This window comes from Nocardia sp. NPDC004123 (assembly GCF_053603795.1).
This window is the reverse complement of sequence record NZ_JBSGGG010000020.1, coordinates 54783-72766: the sequence shown is the minus strand read 5'-3', so window position 1 is coordinate 72766 and position 17984 is coordinate 54783. Positions and strand designations below refer to the sequence as shown.

General features: G+C 67.5%; 16 protein-coding genes. 4 read left to right on the top strand and 12 right to left on the bottom strand.

The window, feature by feature from the left end; translation table 11 throughout:
- From ectB to ACWEQQ_RS28080, 10 genes are all read right to left on the bottom strand, one after another.
- On the bottom strand, nucleotides 1-1275 hold the full coding sequence (gene ectB, locus ACWEQQ_RS28125) for a diaminobutyrate--2-oxoglutarate transaminase (protein ID WP_452350347.1): 1275 nt from the start codon (nucleotides 1273-1275) through the stop codon (nucleotides 1-3).
- Entirely contained in the window at nucleotides 1272-1808 is a 537-nt protein-coding gene (gene ectA, locus ACWEQQ_RS28120) for a diaminobutyrate acetyltransferase (RefSeq protein WP_354844736.1), read from the bottom strand. Before ectA ends, ectB begins: the two co-directional genes overlap by 4 nt.
- Before the next feature lie 105 nt (nucleotides 1809-1913).
- Nucleotides 1914-2639 carry a response regulator transcription factor gene (locus ACWEQQ_RS28115; protein WP_452350346.1) on the bottom strand — a complete coding sequence of 242 codons (726 nt, stop codon included), beginning with the start codon at nucleotides 2637-2639 and terminating at the stop codon, nucleotides 1914-1916.
- Nucleotides 2640-2923: 284 nt separating this feature from the next.
- Entirely contained in the window at nucleotides 2924-3529 is a 606-nt protein-coding gene (locus ACWEQQ_RS28110) for a L,D-transpeptidase family protein (protein WP_452350345.1), read from the bottom strand.
- Nucleotides 3530-3708: 179 nt separating this feature from the next.
- On the bottom strand, nucleotides 3709-4251 hold the full coding sequence (locus tag ACWEQQ_RS28105) for a YaeQ family protein (protein WP_452350344.1): 543 nt from the start codon (nucleotides 4249-4251) through the stop codon (nucleotides 3709-3711).
- A gap of 356 nt (nucleotides 4252-4607) precedes the next feature.
- On the bottom strand, nucleotides 4608-6059 hold the full coding sequence (locus ACWEQQ_RS28100) for a DUF222 domain-containing protein (protein ID WP_452350343.1): 1452 nt from the start codon (nucleotides 6057-6059) through the stop codon (nucleotides 4608-4610).
- Between the two features lie 63 nt (nucleotides 6060-6122).
- A complete protein-coding gene (locus ACWEQQ_RS28095) occupies nucleotides 6123-6626 on the bottom strand; it encodes a winged helix-turn-helix transcriptional regulator (protein ID WP_452342710.1) in 504 nt (167 codons plus the stop codon).
- Nucleotides 6623-8875 carry a molybdopterin-dependent oxidoreductase gene (locus ACWEQQ_RS28090; protein ID WP_452350342.1) on the bottom strand — a complete coding sequence of 751 codons (2253 nt, stop codon included), beginning with the start codon at nucleotides 8873-8875 and terminating at the stop codon, nucleotides 6623-6625. The genes ACWEQQ_RS28095 and ACWEQQ_RS28090 overlap by 4 nt, the downstream gene beginning before the upstream one ends.
- Before the next feature lie 64 nt (nucleotides 8876-8939).
- Nucleotides 8940-9584, bottom strand: a complete 645-nt coding sequence (locus ACWEQQ_RS28085; RefSeq protein WP_452350341.1) for a pentapeptide repeat-containing protein — start codon at nucleotides 9582-9584, stop codon at nucleotides 8940-8942.
- Between the two features lie 115 nt (nucleotides 9585-9699).
- The gene (locus tag ACWEQQ_RS28080; RefSeq protein ID WP_452350340.1) at nucleotides 9700-10224 is read right to left on the bottom strand and encodes a MarR family winged helix-turn-helix transcriptional regulator; all 525 of its coding nucleotides are present in this window, start codon (nucleotides 10222-10224) and stop codon (nucleotides 9700-9702) included.
- A gap of 85 nt (nucleotides 10225-10309) precedes the next feature.
- On the opposite strand from ACWEQQ_RS28080, the gene ACWEQQ_RS28075 reads away from it, so the two are divergent.
- The gene (locus ACWEQQ_RS28075) at nucleotides 10310-12097 is read left to right on the top strand and encodes an ABC transporter ATP-binding protein (protein ID WP_452350339.1); all 1788 of its coding nucleotides are present in this window, start codon (nucleotides 10310-10312) and stop codon (nucleotides 12095-12097) included.
- A 55-nt stretch (nucleotides 12098-12152) separates the two neighbouring features.
- Here the strand turns inward: ACWEQQ_RS28075 and ACWEQQ_RS28070 are convergent, their stop codons facing one another.
- Nucleotides 12153-14192 carry a CocE/NonD family hydrolase gene (locus ACWEQQ_RS28070; RefSeq protein ID WP_452350450.1) on the bottom strand — a complete coding sequence of 680 codons (2040 nt, stop codon included), beginning with the start codon at nucleotides 14190-14192 and terminating at the stop codon, nucleotides 12153-12155.
- A gap of 99 nt (nucleotides 14193-14291) precedes the next feature.
- Between ACWEQQ_RS28070 and ACWEQQ_RS28065 the strand changes: the two genes are divergently transcribed.
- Both ACWEQQ_RS28065 and ACWEQQ_RS28060 read left to right on the top strand, forming a co-directional pair.
- Nucleotides 14292-15083 (top strand): SDR family NAD(P)-dependent oxidoreductase, encoded by a 792-nt coding sequence (locus tag ACWEQQ_RS28065; RefSeq protein WP_452342706.1) that lies wholly within the window; start codon nucleotides 14292-14294, stop codon nucleotides 15081-15083.
- Between the two features lie 167 nt (nucleotides 15084-15250).
- Nucleotides 15251-16033, top strand: coding sequence for a VOC family protein (locus ACWEQQ_RS28060; RefSeq protein ID WP_452350338.1), 783 nt, complete (start codon nucleotides 15251-15253; stop codon nucleotides 16031-16033).
- A gap of 52 nt (nucleotides 16034-16085) precedes the next feature.
- Here the strand turns inward: ACWEQQ_RS28060 and ACWEQQ_RS28055 are convergent, their stop codons facing one another.
- A complete protein-coding gene (locus tag ACWEQQ_RS28055) occupies nucleotides 16086-17225 on the bottom strand; it encodes a lipase family protein (protein ID WP_452350337.1) in 1140 nt (379 codons plus the stop codon).
- Between the two features lie 119 nt (nucleotides 17226-17344).
- Between ACWEQQ_RS28055 and ACWEQQ_RS28050 the strand changes: the two genes are divergently transcribed.
- The gene (locus tag ACWEQQ_RS28050; protein WP_452350336.1) at nucleotides 17345-17983 is read left to right on the top strand and encodes a TetR family transcriptional regulator; all 639 of its coding nucleotides are present in this window, start codon (nucleotides 17345-17347) and stop codon (nucleotides 17981-17983) included.
- Nucleotide 17984 lies beyond the last annotated feature (1 nt).

Here is a 17984-nt window from a genome sequence, read left to right as displayed (position 1 = left end):
TCAGCGCCCCCGCCCGCCGCTGACGGCATCCAGTGAGGCGGCCAGCAGCTCCAGGCCGTGATCGAGCTCGTAGTCGGTAATGGTCAGCGGCGGAAGCAGTTTCACCACCTCGTCCTCGGGACCGGCGGTCTCCACCAGCAGCCCGCGCTGGAAGGCGGCGGCACAGACCTTCTCCGCCTGCGAGGCGTCGTCGAAGACCAGGCCGTGCACCAGACCACGCCCGCGCGCGCCGACACCGTCGAAGGCCGCGGACATGCCCGTCAGGGCACGGTCGATGCGCTCGCCTTTGGCCCGGGTGGCGGCCTCCAGGGCGTCGTCGGCCCAGTAATGCTCCAGCGCCGCACGGGCGGTGACGAAGGCCGGGTTGTTGCCGCGGAAGGTGCCGTTGTGCTCGCCCGGCTTCCACAGGTCCAGTTCCGGCTTGAACAGCACCAGAGCCATCGGCAGGCCGTAGCCGCCGATCGACTTGGACAGCGTGACGATATCCGGTGTGATACCGGCCATTTCGAAGGAGAAGAACGGTCCGGTGCGGCCGCAGCCCATCTGCACGTCGTCGACGATCAGCAGAATCTCACGGGCGGAACACAATCCGGCCAGCTTGCGCAGCCACTGCACGCTCGCGAGGTTGACTCCGCCCTCGCCCTGGACGGTTTCGACGATCACGGCGGCCGGGCTGTCCAGGCCGGAGGAGGCATCGTCGAGGACGCGCTCCATCCATTCGAACGAATCATCGTCCGCGCCGGACAGATACCCGTCGAAGGGCATCGAGGTGGCGTGCTGCAGCGGCACGCCCGCGCCTGCCCGCTTGGCGGCATTGCCGGTGACCGACAGGGCGCCCAGCGTCATGCCGTGAAAAGCGTTGGTGAAGTTGAGGATCTCGGTGCGGCCGGTCACCTTGCGGGCCAGTTTGAGCGCGGCCTCCACCGCGTTCGCGCCGGTGGGCCCGGGGAACTGCACCTTGTAGTCCAGGCCGCGCGGCTTCAGGATCCGGTCGCGCAGCGACTGCAGCAGATCGCGCTTGGCGACGGTGGACATGTCGAGCCCGTGGGTGAGGCCGTCGCCCGCGATGTACTCGAGCAGTGACTGCTTCAGCACGGGGTTGTTGTGGCCGTAGTTGAGCGCGCCCGCGCCGGCGAAGAAATCCAGGTACTCCCGGCCGGACTCGTCGCGGAGCCAGGCGCCGGACGCGGTGTCGAAGACCGTGGGCCAGGAACGGCAGTAGCCGCGCACATTCGACTCGAGATCCGCGAAAACCGTCATATCGGGGCTAGTCATCGCCATTCCTCCTGAGTGGTGACCGGTGCGATGCGGTAGAGGTCCTCGGGCTGATGCCCGCCGGGAAACTGATCCGCCGTGAACAATGTGGTGCGGGTCAGGGCCGCGCCACGACGGCGGGCCAGCGAGGCGAACATGGCGACCGAGGCCGGATTGTCGGGGGCAATGGTGGTCTCGAGCTGCGTGACTCCGCGCGCCGCGGCACTTTCCAGCAGCGCGTCGAGCATGTCGACGCCCAGGCCGTGCCCACGATGGGGCTGATCGACCGCCACCTGCCAGACGAACAGGATGTGCGGCCATGCGGGCCTGGTGTAGCCGATGACGAATCCGGCTATCTCGCCGTCTATTTCAGCGACGATCGAGGTATCGGCGAAATCGCGGCACCACAGCAGATAGGCATAGCTGGAGTTGGTGTCGAGGACCCGGGAGTCCTCCGCAATGCGCCACATTGGTGCGCCGTCGGCGAGCACCGGCTCCCGGATCTGGATGGTTTGCTGGGATATCGCGTCAAATTTGCTGATTTGGATCTGCATGACCACTTCAGCCTGACGGTGAAGTTTTGAGGTCTTCCATGCGAACTCATTGCGATCTCATGACGATCCCATGACTCCGCGGGCCTCACACACCCGCGAATTCGCCTATCGCGGCATATCGAGGCGATATCCGAGGCCGCGCACGGTCACCACGATGCGCGGCTCCGACGGGTCCGTCTCGATCTTCGTGCGCAGCCGGCGGACATGGACGTCGACCAGCCGCTCGTCACCGAAGAAGCCTTCATCCCAAGCTCGTTCGAGCAGCAGGGTGCGGCTGAGGACCCGGCCGGGATTGGCCGCGAGTTCACACAGCAGGCGAAACTCGGTGACGGTCAACGGAATCTGCTCCTCGCCCCGGCGCACCACGCCACCATCGGGCGAAAGCACCAGCGGCGCAGCATCATCGGAGTCCAGGATGATCTCTACCGGCGGCTCGGCCGCCGGATCCTCCGGCAGCCCGCCCAGGTGCGGCCGCCGCCGCAGCGCCCGCATGCGCGCGCTGATCTCCTTGAGCTCGAACGGCTTGGTCACGAAATCATCGGCGCCCGCCTCCAGCGCCGCGACCACATCGTGGGTGTCCGCGCTGGCGCTGACCACCATGATCGGCACTTCGTGCGCGCGCCGCACCTCGCGAATACAGGTGAAGGCATCCATCTCGCCCACCAGCAGGTCCACGATCATCACATCCGGCGCGCCATGATTGCGCAGCCGCTCCAGGGCCACCTCGGCCGCGCCTGCCTCGGCGACCTCGTAGCCCTCCCCTTCCATCGCCGCCCGCAGGGCGCTGCGGACCCGGTAGTCGTCCCCCACGATCATCAGGCTCGCGCCCATCATCCATATCCTTTCGTCCGAAGGACGCCGCGAACACGTCCAGCGGACAATCACCGAGCTGCGGTGATCGTGTTCGACTAGGTCGAATACCCGAACCTTAGTTGAACGAAACATCAGGCCATCCCGGGTATGCGAGCCGATAGCTGATGCACATCACGCGGATTGCTACCGGTCAGGCGGGGGAAATACCGAATGGCACCGCCATGCTTCCGCATTTGCGCACGTCAAAGCCACTTCGGTCGCATTTGCGACATTGTGAGAACCTGCACAGAGGTTTCGCCGAATCAGGAGTTCGCCGGGCGATCCCGGACCTCGATGTCGATGACCGGCCCCTGGGCGGGGTCCAGCCAGCACATCACGCGGTCCAGATCCGCGCCTGGAAGCGCTACGCAGCCCGCGGTCGGGGTGCCGTCTCCGACATGGAGGAAGTACGCCGAACCCGCGCCGGCGACGACCGGAGAGCGGTTGTAGTCGATGACGACGGCGTGATCGTAGGCGGGACCGGCCGTACCCAGGTCCTCACCCGCGGACTCATCGAACGGGCAGGTGCCGGGGGCACAGGTGTAGTGGGTGTTGTAGAACGGCGATCTGGTGTCGGAGACCCACCAATCCGATGGTGTCACTCGGCGATACGGGAGTCTGGTGCCGTTGTTGGCTGAGATGCCGAAAGCCTCTGTCAGCGTCCAGATTCCGGCCGGGGAACGGGTGGCCGATTCGCTGGTGGGCCCGATGCCTTGCGCACCCACGTCGGCGTGCAGGGGGCCGATCGCTCGAACCCATTGTGTGCCATCGCGATCCCAGGCGGTGAGGGTGGCGGTGGTGGCGGTGGGGGAATCGGCGGTGACGGTGATGAGCTGATTGGCCGGACCGGTGTACGTGGGCTGTTCCACCGGAGGCTCGGAGTGCTGCTGAGCGCAGCCGGCCACAGCCAGGGCTATGACGGCCAGGGCTGCGATCGCTGGGCGGGGACGGGTTCGACGCATCGTGGTTGCCAGTTTGCCTGAGATGGCGTGCTCGGGTCGCATGAAGCCCGGGGTGGAATTCGGGTCGCTCGGCCTGTCGGCGGAGGTTAGGCGAGGGAGTGTTCTTCGATGGGGGCCGAGAGAGAGGTGCCGTTCAGGTCCAGGTAGAGATGGCGGTCTGTGACCGAGAGCGTGAGGGTGTTGCGGCGGTCGAGGAGGGCGGTGGCGGCGTCGATGAAGGAGCGGTCGAAGGCGTAGAGGGGGATCTGGTCGGCCTGGTGGATGCGTTTGCCGGCGAGTTGGGCGAGAACTTTTGCGGGGTCTCGATGGGTGTAGATGGCTACACGGTCGGCCAGTTTGCTGGCGCGGTGGATGCGGTCGGCGTCCGGGGCGCCCACGTCGATCCAGGTGGTGAGGCGGCCGGTGAGGTCGCGGATGAGAACCGGCGGCTCATCGGTGGAAGAGACCCCACCATCACTGAACGCGATTCCCTCTTCATACTCCAAGCAATAGGCCAGGATCCGAGCCAACATGTACTCCCCGGTCTCGGAAGGATGCCGCGCAACCCGCAACTCCAACTCCTCGTAGACCCCCCGATCCACATCAGCCAACTGCACATTCACGTTGTAGAGAGTCGCGTTCAGGGCCATAGTCCCAGCAGCCTAAAGCCCACCCCACCCCCGCCCACAACCGGTTCAGACTCCACCCACGCCAACCAACCGCTCGGACCCCACCCACAGCAGACGAACGGTCCGGACTCGACCCACAGCAGACGAGCGATTCGGACTCGACCCACAGCAGACGAGCGATTCGGACTCGACCCACAGCAGACGAGCGATTCGGATTCTCTTCGTGGGTTGTCTCTGAAAGGTGATCCGGGCAGTCCGTGGGCCGGAAGGTAAGTCACGGCTCCCAACCCGGCGTGAGCCCAAGTCCGGTAGCGCAGGCGACGCAACCACACTTCCCCGTTCCCTGCGCACGCCAGCAGGACACGAGCAGCCGGGTGTCATGCAACCCGAGGACCCCACCTCGAGCAACTGGAAACGATGGAGCTGGCGACCAACTCCCCAACGTGATGTCTCTGATCGACCCGAGCAGTGCCCGAAGGATCAATCCTCTTGGGCGCGATCCACCCACACCGCCCGCGATACGGCGAATCCTTGCCCATCACAACAGTTTTCCAACCGTCGGGACTGTCATTGACCAACGCATGGCAGTGATCGCAAGCCAGTACAAGGTTGTTCAGGTCGGTGAGTCCGCCATCAGCCCAGTCGACGATGTGGTGCACCGCGCACATCGAAGCGGGCGCATCGCACCCCGGACGAGTGCATGCCTTATCGCGAGCAATGAGCGCCAGCCGCTGAGCCGAGTTGGCCAGGCGGCGAGACCGTCCCAGGTACAAGGGCATTCCCTCACCATCGAGCACCGCCAGCACCGGCTTCGTGCCCTCGGCCAGCTTCAGAGCCTCATTGATCGAGACGTGCCCACCCGACGCGGTGGTCGCGACCCCGGCCGCGCGCTCGAGATCGGCCAGACTCATGGTGATGATCGCCTCCACCGGCAAACCCCGGTGGGAGCCGAGCTTGCCCGGGTCCACGCCCGGCTGCAACAACGCGAACAGCGCATCGTGCGTACGCTGGGCCGAGTCACGGCGGTCGCGGCGCACAGCGGCCTCCAGCACATCGGTGTCGATGGATCCGGCACCGGCAGTGGGGCTTTCAGTGTCCTCGATATTGCACATACCCGGGCGTCCGAACTTGGCCAGCACCGCATCCAGCAGTGCCCGCAGCTCTGGAGTGATCCACCCCTCGATCCAGGACATGCCATTCACGCCCGGACGGCACACCACGATCCCGCGCCGCCGCTTCCGATCGGCATCGCTGGTCATCGTCCCGTCAGGGTCGACCCGGGCGAGGATCTCCCGCCCGATCCTCGGCAGATCGTCCGGCCAGCCTTCGCGGGAATAGTCGACGAGAATCCGCTCGGTCCTGTCGCGAGTGCCCGCATCGATCTCCTTGGGCAGATGCGTCATCACCTCCACGATGTTCCGCACGTGATCGCGTGAAATATCGCCCGCCTCATAGGCTTCCGCCACCACCGCCAATACCGGCGGCCGCAGATGCCCCGTGAGCTGCCGAAACTCCCCGCACTGCCTGGTGATCTTCACCCGTACCGACGCGTCATACCGCGACAACCCCAGCGTCTGCCGCAGAAACGGCACCGCGTTACCGGCCCCGCTGCGGTCCGGCAGCGACCGATCCATCGCCTCGATGATCAGCCGTGAATCCAGCGCCGACAGCTGCCTCTTACAGCTCTCCAACCGCTGCATCAACTCCACGACATCGTCATCGGAGAACTGATTCATATCTCCGTGCAGCAGCGAACCCGAAAGAGACCGCACCGCAGCATCGACATCAGCGATGCCACAGCTGTCGAGTGTCTCCCCCTTGATTCCCATGCACTAATTCTACCGCGCCCCCACTATCCATTAGTACCGAATTCCACTCTGATACAAGGCTTTTCAATCCCCATCACCAAAACGACCGGTTGCTAATGCCGTATTCCGAAGCCGAGCCGGAAACCCCGGCCCCAGCCGAGCGGAAATGTCCTCGTGCCGCAACGGTTCCCGGCAATGCGAGCACACCACCTCGGCGTGCGTATCGTGGTCACACGCCGTGTGATGCAGAACCACCGGCTCCCCGGATTCCGGAGCCAGGTACCGATCCCCCCAGGCCATCATGGCCGCGATGACGGGAAAGAAATCGCGCCCCTGATCGGTCAGCCGGTATTCGTGGCGAACCGGCCGCTCCTGATACGGAACCTTGGTCAACAGTCCCGCGTCCACCAATCGGTTCAAACGCTGGGTGAGGATATTGCGGCTGAGACCGAGGGTGGATTCGAAATCGTCGAAACGCTTGGCGCCGTAGAAAGCTTCGCGGAGGATGAGCGGCGTCCACCAGTCGCCCAGCAGGTCGACGGTGCGGGCGACGGTGCACGGCCAGTTCGCGAAACTCGTTCGTTTCATGCGGTCACGGTATCCAGGCGGGCGGGGACGTACTTGTGCCAGGGGGTGCCGACCCATTCGTCACGGTCGTCGAAGGAGGTCAGCTCGTTCGGGGCGGTGCCGGTGGTGACGGAGGTGCCGTCCGGGGCGGCGACCGAGAGCCCGAAACCGTTGGGCAGCGACAGGTGGCCCGGGCGCATGCGGTCGGTGGGCTCGACGGGGACCTGCGCGGTGCCGCGCCGGGTCGTCACCTGGACCAGGTCGCCCGCGGTGAGCCCGAGCCGCTCGGCATCGCCGGTGCTGATGCGCAGGGTGCCCGCCGCATCACGCTTGCGCCAGGCCGGGTCGCGGAAGATGGTGTTGGCCGTGAAGGCCCGGCGCTCACCCGCCGAGAGAATGAACGGCCAGTCCGCACTGTCGTCCTCGGTCGGCACGGGCAGGGTGGCGATCACCTCCAGCAGCTCCGGAATCTCCAACCGGATCACCTTGTCGCGCACCCGGTTCCAGGTCTCCGCGTAATCGTCCTCGGAGATCACGATGCCGTGCTTGCCCGTCAGAATCGCCTCGAACAGCCGCTCCCCCGCCTCCAGACCCGTTCCGTACCCGGCGCGTTCGACGCTGGCCGGAAACTTGCGCACCATGTTGTAGGCCGCCGCCCACAGCAGTGCCGCCGAGGCCGCACCGTCGGGCAGCGTCTCCCCCAGCGTCCGATACAGCAGCACGGGAGCGAGTTTCGACCGCGCCGGATCGCCGAGGATCCCCAGGAAGGCCATGGCGAACGCCTCCCGCCCCTGCGCGAGCGCGGCCCGCAGCGGCGCGTAGTCCGCCTCGCTCAGCACGCCCGCGGCCTCGACCAGGCGGGCGTGGATCTCGGGCTCGGGCAGCACGCCCGCCGGCGCGGGCAGCACCGGGTGCCGCAGGTGGAAGATATTGCGCGGGAAGTCGAAGTTGAAGAACGTGGCCTCGTACTTCTCGAACTGGGTGGGCGCGGGCAGCACATAGTCGGCCAGGCGCGCGGTCTCGGTCATGGCGACGTCGATGACGACCACCAGTTCCAGCGCCGCCAGCGCCTCGCGCATGCGGGCCGAATCCGCCAGGGAGTGCGCCGGATTCGCGCTCTCGATGAACATGGCGCGGTAACGCGCCGGGTGGTCGGTGAGGATCTCTTCGCTGATCACATTGCACGGCACCAGACCGCTCACGATCTGCGCGCCGGCTACCGGGCTCTTGGGTCCCTCGCCCGCCGGATGCCCCCGGTCGTGGCCGAGATTGCTCAGGCCGGTGAAAGCGTATTGGGTGCCCGGCTTTCCGACATTGCCGGTGAGCAGCCAGACCAGCTTCTCGACATAGCTGACCACCGTCGAGTACCGGTTCATCTGCACGCCGAGGTCCTCGAGCGCGGCGACCGAGCTCGCACGGGCCAGCCGGTGCGTCGCGGCGGTCACCAGGTCCAGATCGACGTCGGCGATGGCGCAGTACTTTTCGATCGGCACCGCTCGCAGCACCGGCAGCACCGCGTCCCGGCCGCTGGTGTGCTCGGCCAGCCATTCCTCGTCGATCAGGTTGTCGCGCACCAGGATCGCGGCCATGGCCGTCAGCAGGTATACGTCGGTGCCCGGCCGCAGCTGCAGGTGGAAGTCCGCCAGCTCGGCGGTCTCGGTGCGCACCGGGTCGAGCACGATCATCGACCGTGCCGGGTCCTTGGCGATCTCCTTCAGCACCGTGCGCGCCCGCGGAAACCCGTGCGACTGATACGGATTCTTGCCGATGAAGAACGCCACCTCGGCATGCTCGACGTCCGCGCGCATCGGGTAGCCGGTCATCCGCGCGCCCACCCAGAAGTCACCGGTCTTCTCCTGCGCCAGCGCGCTGGACCGGTACTTCATGCCGAACGCGGCCATGGTCGCCGGGGCGTACGCACCGCCCAGGTGATTGCCCTGCCCGCCACCGCCGTAATAGAAGATCGATTCACCGCCGAAGTGGTGCCCGACCTCCAGCAGCTTGGCCGACACCTCGGAAATCGCTGTCTCCCAATCGATTTCCTCGAAGCTGCCGTCCGCACGCCGCCGCAGCGGCGAGGTCAGCCGGCCGGTGTGCCCGTTCTGGTAGCGGTCCAGCTGCAGGGCCTTGTTACAGGTGTAGCCCTCCGACGCCGGATGCAGCTTGTCGCCGCGGATCTTCTCGAAGGACCGGCCGTCCGGCCCGAGCAGCACCTGGATGCCGCAGTTGCACTCGCACAGGATGCACGCCGTGGGCCGCCACTCCGTCATGTGAGGAGCGTAACTCGAGTCAGTTCACTAGCGCTACTAACAAGCGATCCTTGGCCGCTTTCGTCTACAGGTCCTTGACCAGGATTCCGAAGGAGTGGGCGAAGACCGGGGCCAGCTCGAGCAGCTGCGTATTGGTGACCAGCGCACCCGACAGCGACTCGACCCCGCTGGAGATGCCGATCGACCGGGCCTCACGCAGGTCGACCTTCTTCAACTTGGCATTGCGCAGCGACAGCCCGGAGATCTCCGAGCCGGGGAAGGTCACCGAGGTCAGCGTCGCCTCGCTGATATCCACGTCCCGCAGCACGCAATCCACGAACGAGACATCGGTCAGCACCGCACCACGCAGATTCACCGAATCGAACTTGCAGTTGTGGAAACTCACCCGCCGCAGCGCCGACCCGAACGCCTCCACCCCCGACATGGCCGCGAGCACGAATTCCGAATCCATCCAATTGGTTTCGGACAGATCGGTCCGAATCCAGCGGGTACTGCCCAGCCAGACATCGTTGAACCGCGAATACCGGAAGAAACCTCCGGTCACCGTGGTGGCCGAGATGGCGCACTCGGTGAAGGTCACGCCGCGCAGCTGCGGATCGTCGAGTGAGAGGCCGTCGAAATGGGCACAGTCGTAAGCGCCCTCATCGAGCAGCGTCTCCTGCGGTTCCAGGAAACGCGCGAAAGGCAGGTCGGCCAGCTCCCGTGGCATATCGGTTCCTTACCGGGTCGAGGTGAAGATCGGATCGGCACAACGCTCCCGACCGTACTCGAGGCTCACGACAGCCCGGCCACCCATCCGCGCGACCGACCGGACCCTCGACCTGCTACTCCGGGCCGGTTCGCGGGGTCAGCGCCGCGTTCGGCGGTGTGCAGTCGTCGGTCGCCAAGGTGGCGAGAAGCTCGCGCAGGGTGTGGCGCTGACCGGGCGAGAGGGCGGCGAAGATCTCTTCGGCGGCGTCACGGCGAGCGTCGGACATCCGAGCCACTACCCGGCGGCCCGCCGCGGTCGGGGTCACCAGGGTGGCGCGGCGGTTGGCCGGATCCGGTTCGCGGGCAACCAGTCCGGCGGCGACCAGGGCGTCGACGACGGTCGTAGCCGAGCGCGGCACGATGCCCAGGTGCTCCGCGAGGGCGGACATGCGCAGCGGTTCGTCGCCGTGCTCGTCGGCGCGGCCGATGATGCGCAGCGCGCGGGCCTGGGCCGGGGTGAGGCCGAGCGGCGACAGCCGCGCCGACTGCGTGCGGCGCAGCCGTTTGGTGGTGCGCAGGAAGAGTTCGGCGAGGTCATCGTCGGGAACGACACGCCTCTCGCCCGTCGCGCGCGGCTCGTCTGCAGGACTGCTCGACATGATCCAGAGCATAACTCATTGTCCTCGGAACAATTATGAGCCAAACTCAGTTATAGCGCGTGACTCCCTGCGAAAGGAGGCGCTGATGGCTTCACAACCTGAACTTCGCCGGATCGTCCGGCTCTTTCATCCCTATCGCGGGCGCTTGGCCCTGGTCGCGGCCCTGGTGGGTTTGGCCTCGCTGGCCGGTCTGGCTTCCCCGTTCCTGCTGCGCGGCATCATCGACGACGCCCTGCCGCAGGGTCGCACCGGACTGCTGACCCTGCTGGCCGTGGGCATGATCGCGGTCGCGGCGCTGAACAGTGTGTTCGGCGTCTTCCAGACCTATATCTCGACCGCGGTCGGACAGGACGTCATGCACGATCTGCGGTCGGCCGTCTACGCGCGACTGCAGTCCATGCCGCTGTCCTTCTTCACCACCACCCGCACCGGCGAGGTGCAGTCGCGAATCGCCAATGACATCGGCGGCATGCAGTCCACGGTCACCTCGACGATCACCTCGCTGGTCTCCAACTTCACCTCCGTCGTCGCGGCGGTCATCGCCATGTTCGCGCTGGACTGGCGACTCACGCTGGTCTCGCTGGTCATGCTGCCGCTGTTCGTGTGGATCAGCCGCCGGGTCGGCTCCGAGCGCCGGCGCATCACCGCGGAGAAGCAGCGCAAGCTGGCGGGCATGTCGGCGATCGTGGAGGAATCGCTGTCGGTGAGCGGAATCCTGTTGTCACGCACCATGGGTCGCTCATCCGCGCTGGTCGAGGATTTCACCCGGGAATCGCGGGGGCTGGTGGATCTGGAGATCCGCTCCAGCATGGCCGGGCGGTGGCGGCAGTCGACCATCTCGATCGTGATGGCGGCCATGCCGGCGGTCATCTACTGGGCGGCGGGCATGACCGTGGCCCAGGGGCATCCGCTGGTGTCGATCGGCACGCTGGTCGCGTTCACCACGCTGCAGAGCGGCCTGCTGCGGCCGACCGTCATGCTGCTGTCGACCGGCGTCGACATTCAGAGCTCGCTGGCGCTGTTCGGGCGGATCTTCGAATACCTGGATCTGCGGCCGGACATCGAGCAGCCCGAGCGGCCCACGCCCCTGCCGGAGCAGGTGACGGGCGCGGTGCGGTTCGAGCGCGTGGGGTTCGCCTACGACGCGGATCGGAACGTGCTGAGCGACATCGATATCGAGGTGCCCGCCGGGTCGAGTCTGGCGATCGTCGGCGAAACCGGCTCGGGGAAGACGACTCTCGGGTATCTGGTGGCGCGGCTGTACGACGTGACGTCCGGCCGGGTCACCGTCGACGGCGTGGATGTGCGGGAGCTGTCCTTCGCCGACCTGTCCGCGGCGGTCGGTGTGGTGTCGCAGGAGACCTACCTGTTCCACTCCTCGGTCGCCGACAACCTGCGCTTCGCGAAACCCGATGCGACAGAGGCGGAATTGCATGCCGCGGCCCGGGCCGCGCAGATCCACGACCACATCATGAGCCTGCCCGACGGGTACGACACCCTGGTCGGCGAGCGCGGCTACCGCTTCTCCGGCGGGGAGAAGCAGCGGCTGGCGGTGGCGCGGGCCATCCTGCGGAATCCGCCCATCATGGTGCTCGACGAGGCGACCAGCGCGCTGGACACCAGGACCGAGCGCGAGGTGCAGGCGGCGATCGACGCGCTGTCCGCGAATCGCACCACCATCACGATCGCGCACCGGCTGTCCACGATCCGGGACGCCGATCAGATCGTGGTGCTCGATCAGGGTCGCGTGGTGGAACGCGGCACGCACCGGGAACTGGTGGAGCGCAACGGTTTCTACGCCGACCTGCTGGCCCGCGACACCTTCGACGATGTCATGGCCGAGGCCGACGTGGTCGGCGTGCTCGAATCCTGAACCCGGACAGCGGAAAGCCCTGCCGTCCACGCTGACGACAGGGCCTCTTTTCTCCCTACCAGCCGATATTTCCGCCGAGAGGGACGTTCACCCAGCTGGGCGCGGTCGGGTCGAGGTCGATGTGCTGGGGCAGCAGCTCGCTCTCGTTCAACAGCGGCCGCAGCGGCAGGCCGCGCGGGAAGTTGAACGCGAAGACGTCGATGCGCAGGCGGTGGCCCGGCTGCAGGACGGCGTCGGTGGCGGTCAGGCCCAGATCGACGGTGGTGGGCCGACCGGGGACGAGCGGCTCGCGATCGGCCAGGGTGAGGACCGGGTACGGGTCGGTGTAGTCGCCGTTGGCCGAGCGGGTCGCCTTGTCCTCGTCCACCTTTCGCAGCGACGCGGTCAGCTGGCCGGAGGTCAGCACCGTGGACCTGCCGTCGGGCGCGACGTCGTTGAGTGTCGCGGTCCAGTAGCCGTCGGTGGCGTCGAGCACCGTGTTGAGGTGCACGTTCACCGGCCCGGAGACGAGAGTTGCGTCGGCCACCGGTCGGCTGGTGAAGGTGAGGCCGTTCAGTTCCATCGGCCGCGCGTCCTTGGCGCAGGCGTCGAGGACGGCCGTGACGCCCGCGGTGATCTGCGCCGAATCGCGTGAGCACAGGCTGTTGACGCCGGGCGCGACGGTGAGCCGCTCCGGCCCGGCGGGATCGGCGACCAGGCTGCCGTCGTGCACACTCATCGGAGCGGTGCCGCTGGGCGCGCCGGACAGGTACAGGCGGCGGTAATCGACGTCGCTGCGCGGGAATTGGTCCGTCGTGGTCCAGGAGCCGCCCTGCTGGAACAGCGTCACCGGGCCGTAGCCGTCGATGCCGTTGTCGATGCCCTCGAGCCACCTGTCGAACCAGGCGCGCTCCAGCACGTCCAGGCGCGGCGGGGCCCCGGGTGCGCCGAAGCCGCTGCCGGGATCGGCGTGGTAGGTGTCGCCCATGATCAGCTGTTTTTGCCCGGGCGGCAAGGGAATCGCGTCATAGATGCGGGGTTCGGAGTAGGTGAAGATGTCGTGCCAGCCGCCGTAGACCATGGCCGGCACCCGCACCCGGTCCGGATGCCCGAGCCAGGCGGTGCGCAGGCTGCTGTCGGGTTCCAGGATGCTCTTCAGGTTGTCCGGGATCTCCGGGATGGACTGCACCGTCAGCGCCTGAATGATGTAGTCGAAAAAGGTGAACGGGCTCTGCAGGCGGTCGGCCAGCCACTTCCAGTCGAAGGCGCCGGAGAAGATCGAGGTCAGATCCGGCAGCAGTTTGAGGCTGTCCACACCCAGCAACCACGGTGGGATGAAACCGAATCCGAGCGCGCCGCCGGTGGCGAGCACATCGCGCACCAGGTCACTGCCGGGCTCGACCGGGAAGATGGCCTTCAGCGCGTCCGGCTGGTGTTCGGCGGCCTGCACCTGATTGATCGCCGAGTACGAGATGCCCGACATCCCGACCTTGCCGTCCGACCACGGCTGCTGGGCCGCCCAGTTGATCACCTCGACGCTGTCGAGCTGCTCACGCTCCTGGAAGACCTGCCAGACGCCCTCGGAGAAGCCGGTGCCGCGCACGTCGGCCACGACCTGGGTGTAGCCGGACTGGACCAGCTTCCGGTCGGCGGTGAAGACGCGGGCCGCGCCGCCGGGCACCACCTTCACCAGATCGGAGAGACCGCCCAGGCCGACACCGGACAGGTCGAAACCCTGCAGGAAGTTCGACAGCACATCCGACAGGCCGGGAATCGACAGCGCCGAATCCGCGATCATGGACACGAGTTTCGTGTACGGGGTGAGGTTGACGACCGTCGGCAGCGGGGTGTCGACGATGTGACCGTCGGCGTCCATGGGCCGATACACATTGGCCTTCAGGACGGTGCCATCGCTCATGGTGATCGGGACGTCCCAATCGATGTGCACGCCAGGATATTTCGGCGGCCCGTCCTCGGTCGCGGTCCAGGCCGCGCCCAGTGATCCGGCGTCCGGAGTGGCGGTGGCCAGCGGCCGGACCAGTACCCCGACGGTGACTGCGGTGGCGAACAGGGCGAGCGCGCCCAGCATTCGTCCCCTGAACTTGGTGAATTGCATCCCGACCCCGTGGTTGAGGAACCGCTGCGTACCCAACGGTCGGACTGTAATGGCCGACACTCTCGACCGCAATCGTGGTAGGTGTCATATGTTGATCAGGTGAGCACAGCAGCAGGCGAATTGGCCGGACGAGTCGCACTGGTGACCGGCGGCGGGCGCGGTATCGGGCGCGCCATCAGCCATGCGCTGGCCGCCCGCGGCGCGGCGGTCGCGGTCAACTGGGTGCGCCATGAGCAATCGGCGAAAGACACTGTGGCCGAACTGCATTCCCTGGGAGCCACCGCCCTCGCCGTGCACGCCCCGGTCGACGACCCGGTGGCCGTGACCGCCATGGTCGACCGGGTGACGAACGAGCTCGGCCCGATCAGCATCCTCGTCCACAATGGCGGCGTCGCCAGCCGTGGCCGCCTGGTCTCCGACACCGATCCGGCGGAGGTCGAGCGACTGCTGCGCATTCAGGCCATCGGCCCGCACCACCTCACCAAGCTCGTCCTCCCCGGCATGCGCACCTGCGAACGCGGCGACATCATCATGATCAGCAGCGTCGCCGCCCACGCCCTCGGCGCGGCCGGCGCCCCCTACAACATGGCCAAGGCCGCCCTCGAAGCCCTCGCCCACACCCTCGCAAAAGAGGAATCCCCCAACGGAATCCACGTCAATATCGTCGCCCCCGGCCTGGTCGCCTCCGACATGGGCGACCGCCTGACCGCAGCCCTGTCCGGCGGCATCCACCGCCACGCCGCCGACCTCGACGCCACCTCCCCCTTCGGCCACGTCTGCCGCCCCGAAGAGGTAGCCGACGTCGTCGCCTTCCTCGTCTCCCCCGCCGCCGGCTATCTCACCGGCCAGCGCATCGTCATCGACGGCGGCGCCTACCCATACCGGCCGTGAACCCGGAATTGCCACTGGCCAGGTCGATGCCCGGGTGCTCCCGGAATGTTCAACACAAGTTCGTGACCAGTCGGTATTCCGTGACCGGAATGCCGGGAAGCATGGTTAGCTGACCATGTGCCTGCCCTCCGACAGGCCGCAACCGACCGATTCTCGGGAGGATCCGTATGCCCACGACAGACAAGGTTTGGCCGCAGGGAACTCCGTGTTGGGTCGACTGTTCCGTCGACGATCCCGCCGCTGCGCGGGACTTCTACGCCCAGCTGCTCGGCTGGGACGTGCTCGACAGTCCGCCCGAGGCGGGCGGGTATCTGATGGCGATGCTCAACGGCAAGCCCGCCGCGGGCATCGGGCCCAAGATGGGTGAGGCCGCCATGCCCTCGGTGTGGACCACCTACTTCGCCGCCGAGAATGCCGATGCGGTCGCGGGCGCGGTCACGGCGGCCGGCGGCTCGGTGTTCATGCCGCCCTTCGACGTGATGGATGTCGGGCGCATGTTCGTCGGTGCGGACCCGGGGGGCGCGGTGTTCGGTGTGTGGGAAGCCAAGGCGCACACCGGCGCCGGGATCTTCAACGAGCCCGGTGCGTACTGCTGGAACGACCTGCACACCGCCGTGTACACGCCGTCGCAGGAGTTCTACAAGCAGGTCTTCGGCTGGTCCTTCGACGAGATCGGCAGCGAGCAGATGCCGTACTCCACCTTCGCCGGCGCGGACGGCCGCCCGATGGGCGGCGTGGCCGACAGCACCGGCCAGCCCGGCGACGGCCCCAACTACTGGCTGACCTGGTTCCAGGTCGCGGGCGCGGACGCCGCGCTGGACAAGGCCAAGGAGCTCGGCGCGACCGTCCTGATGGGCCCGTCGGACAGCCCCTTCGGGCGCATGGGCATCGTGTCGGGCCCGCAGGGCGAGGTCTTCGGTCTGATCGACACCACCGTCACCATCGGCTGATCCATCGGTCGACGCCAAGGCCGAGTGGCTCTGTGCCACTCGGCCTTTCGCGTCAGGAGAACAGTCGCGCCACGAACGGCACGCTGTCGGCCAGGGAGGCGAGCATGGCGCCGCTGTGGTCCTTCCCCGCGTAGACGTGCACCTCGGGATGCGTTCCGGCCACGGCCATGTCGGCGACCAGCTTGGCGGTGAGCGGTGCGGGGACATCGGTGTCATTGGTGCCCTGCCCGATGAACAGCGGCCGGTCGTAGCCGGTCAGCGGGACATCCATGACCGACCGCGCGGTCGGCACGAAATCGCCGTCCACCAGCGGCCGCGACACCAGCTGGTTCAGCGACACACCGGTGGCACGCTCGGCCATCGGAGCGAAGCACAGGGTCTGGGCGTCGGTCACCAGCTGCTTGCCCAGCGGGGTCAGGTAGCTGTCGAGGTCGAAGTCCGGGCGGGCCGCCTTCAGGCCGTTGAACACGTAGGTGGTGTAGGCGGTGATGTGCGGGGACCCGATGGGCGGGGTGTTCGGACCGATCAGGGTCGCGGCGTCGACGATATTGGAGGCCGGGCCGGTTGCCACCGCGCCACGGTAATCCAGTTCGGGCGCATAGCGTGTCGCGAGCGAGGCGGTGAAAACCGCGGCGCCGCCGCCCTGCGACTGCCCGATCGCCACCCACTTCGGGGCCAGCGAGTCGTCCACGGCGCGGGCGGCGCGCACCATGTCGATGGCGGCGTGCGCCTCGGCGCGGCCGTCGAGGTAGGCGTGCACGCCGGGGGTGCCCAGGCCGATGTAGTCGGTGGCGACGATGGCGTAGCCCTGCTTCATCCAGGTGGCGAGGAACCCCATGTCACGGTCGGAGCGACCGGCCACCGAGGGCGCGCAGTCGTCGCCGATGCCGACGGTGCCGTGCTCCCAGGACAGCACGGGCCAGCCGCCGGGCGGCGGGGCGCCCGCCGGGGTGAAGACCACGCCGGTGGACAGCGCGGGCTGATCGGAGGAATCGCGGGTCCAGTAGGTGAGCTTGCGGGCCGAGCCGGTGCCGTCGATCCAGAGGTCCTGCGCCAGCGCCTCATTGCCGACGACGGCGCCCGGGGCCGTGCCCTCGGCCCGGGCGGGCGGGTCGGCCTGGGCGGTGGCGGCGAGCGGCCCGGTGGCCAGCACGGCCGCCGAGACCAGGGTGATCACGGTGCGTCGCGTCATCGGAGGAGTCCTCTCGTATCGTCTCGCTTTGGTGTCACAGTGAGACACTTCGGTCAGACTATCCTGAGAAGTGTCACTTTGAGACACCAGGGTGGATATCGGCGACACGAGAGGGCGGGATGACGGCACCGACCGGATTGCGGGAACGCGAGAAGGCCAGGGTGCGGCGCGAATTGATCGACGCGGCGCTGCTGCTGTTCGAGCGCCGCGGCTTCGAGCAGACCACCGTGCAGGAGATCGCCGACGCCGCCCAGGTCTCGCGGCGCACCTTCCACCGTCACTTCCCCGCCAAGGCGGCCGTGGTCTTCAGCCATGAGGAGGACGTCATGTCCTACCTGCTGGCCGCCCTGGACCGCCGCCCGCCGCACGAGGCGGTCTTCGTCGCGCTGCGGGCCGCGCTGCGGGAGTTCCTGCTCGACGATGCCGAGGCCGAGCTGCGGCGCCGCCAGGCCGACACCGCCCGGCGGGCGCGGCTGGTGCTGATCACCAATCCGCAACTGCGCCAGGAGAATTTCACCGGCACGTTCGGCCGCCGGGACGCGCTGGCCCGGAGTTTCGCCCGCCGCGGCGGACTGGCCGAGGACGACCTGCGGGCGAAACTCGCCGCCGCGACCTGCTTCGCGGCGTTCGGAGTGGGGCTCGACGACTGGGTGGCGAGCCCCGATCCGTCCCTCGACCGCCTCTACGAGGTTCTCGACGGCACCGTCGCCGCGCTGCAGCACGGTCTCGAGATCCCCGCGGCGGCGGGCGACGACTGAG

Coding starts and splice junctions, on each gene's coding strand:
- ACWEQQ_RS28090 (WP_452350342.1), bottom strand. CDS start 8,875: ATGACGGAGTGGCGGCCCACGGCGTGCATCCTGTGCGAGTGCAACTGC.
- ectB (WP_452350347.1), bottom strand. CDS start 1,275: ATGACTAGCCCCGATATGACGGTTTTCGCGGATCTCGAGTCGAATGTG.
- ACWEQQ_RS28100 (WP_452350343.1), bottom strand. CDS start 6,059: ATGGGAATCAAGGGGGAGACACTCGACAGCTGTGGCATCGCTGATGTC.
- ectA (WP_354844736.1), bottom strand. CDS start 1,808: ATGCAGATCCAAATCAGCAAATTTGACGCGATATCCCAGCAAACCATC.
- ACWEQQ_RS28095 (WP_452342710.1), bottom strand. CDS start 6,626: ATGAAACGAACGAGTTTCGCGAACTGGCCGTGCACCGTCGCCCGCACC.
- ACWEQQ_RS28050 (WP_452350336.1), top strand. CDS start 17,345: ATGACGGCACCGACCGGATTGCGGGAACGCGAGAAGGCCAGGGTGCGG.
- ACWEQQ_RS28070 (WP_452350450.1), bottom strand. CDS start 14,192: ATGCAATTCACCAAGTTCAGGGGACGAATGCTGGGCGCGCTCGCCCTG.
- ACWEQQ_RS28080 (WP_452350340.1), bottom strand. CDS start 10,224: ATGTCGAGCAGTCCTGCAGACGAGCCGCGCGCGACGGGCGAGAGGCGT.
- ACWEQQ_RS28115 (WP_452350346.1), bottom strand. CDS start 2,639: ATGGGCGCGAGCCTGATGATCGTGGGGGACGACTACCGGGTCCGCAGC.
- ACWEQQ_RS28075 (WP_452350339.1), top strand. CDS start 10,310: ATGGCTTCACAACCTGAACTTCGCCGGATCGTCCGGCTCTTTCATCCC.
- ACWEQQ_RS28105 (WP_452350344.1), bottom strand. CDS start 4,251: ATGGCCCTGAACGCGACTCTCTACAACGTGAATGTGCAGTTGGCTGAT.
- ACWEQQ_RS28085 (WP_452350341.1), bottom strand. CDS start 9,584: ATGCCACGGGAGCTGGCCGACCTGCCTTTCGCGCGTTTCCTGGAACCG.
- ACWEQQ_RS28055 (WP_452350337.1), bottom strand. CDS start 17,225: ATGACGCGACGCACCGTGATCACCCTGGTCTCGGCGGCCGTGCTGGCC.
- ACWEQQ_RS28060 (WP_452350338.1), top strand. CDS start 15,251: ATGCCCACGACAGACAAGGTTTGGCCGCAGGGAACTCCGTGTTGGGTC.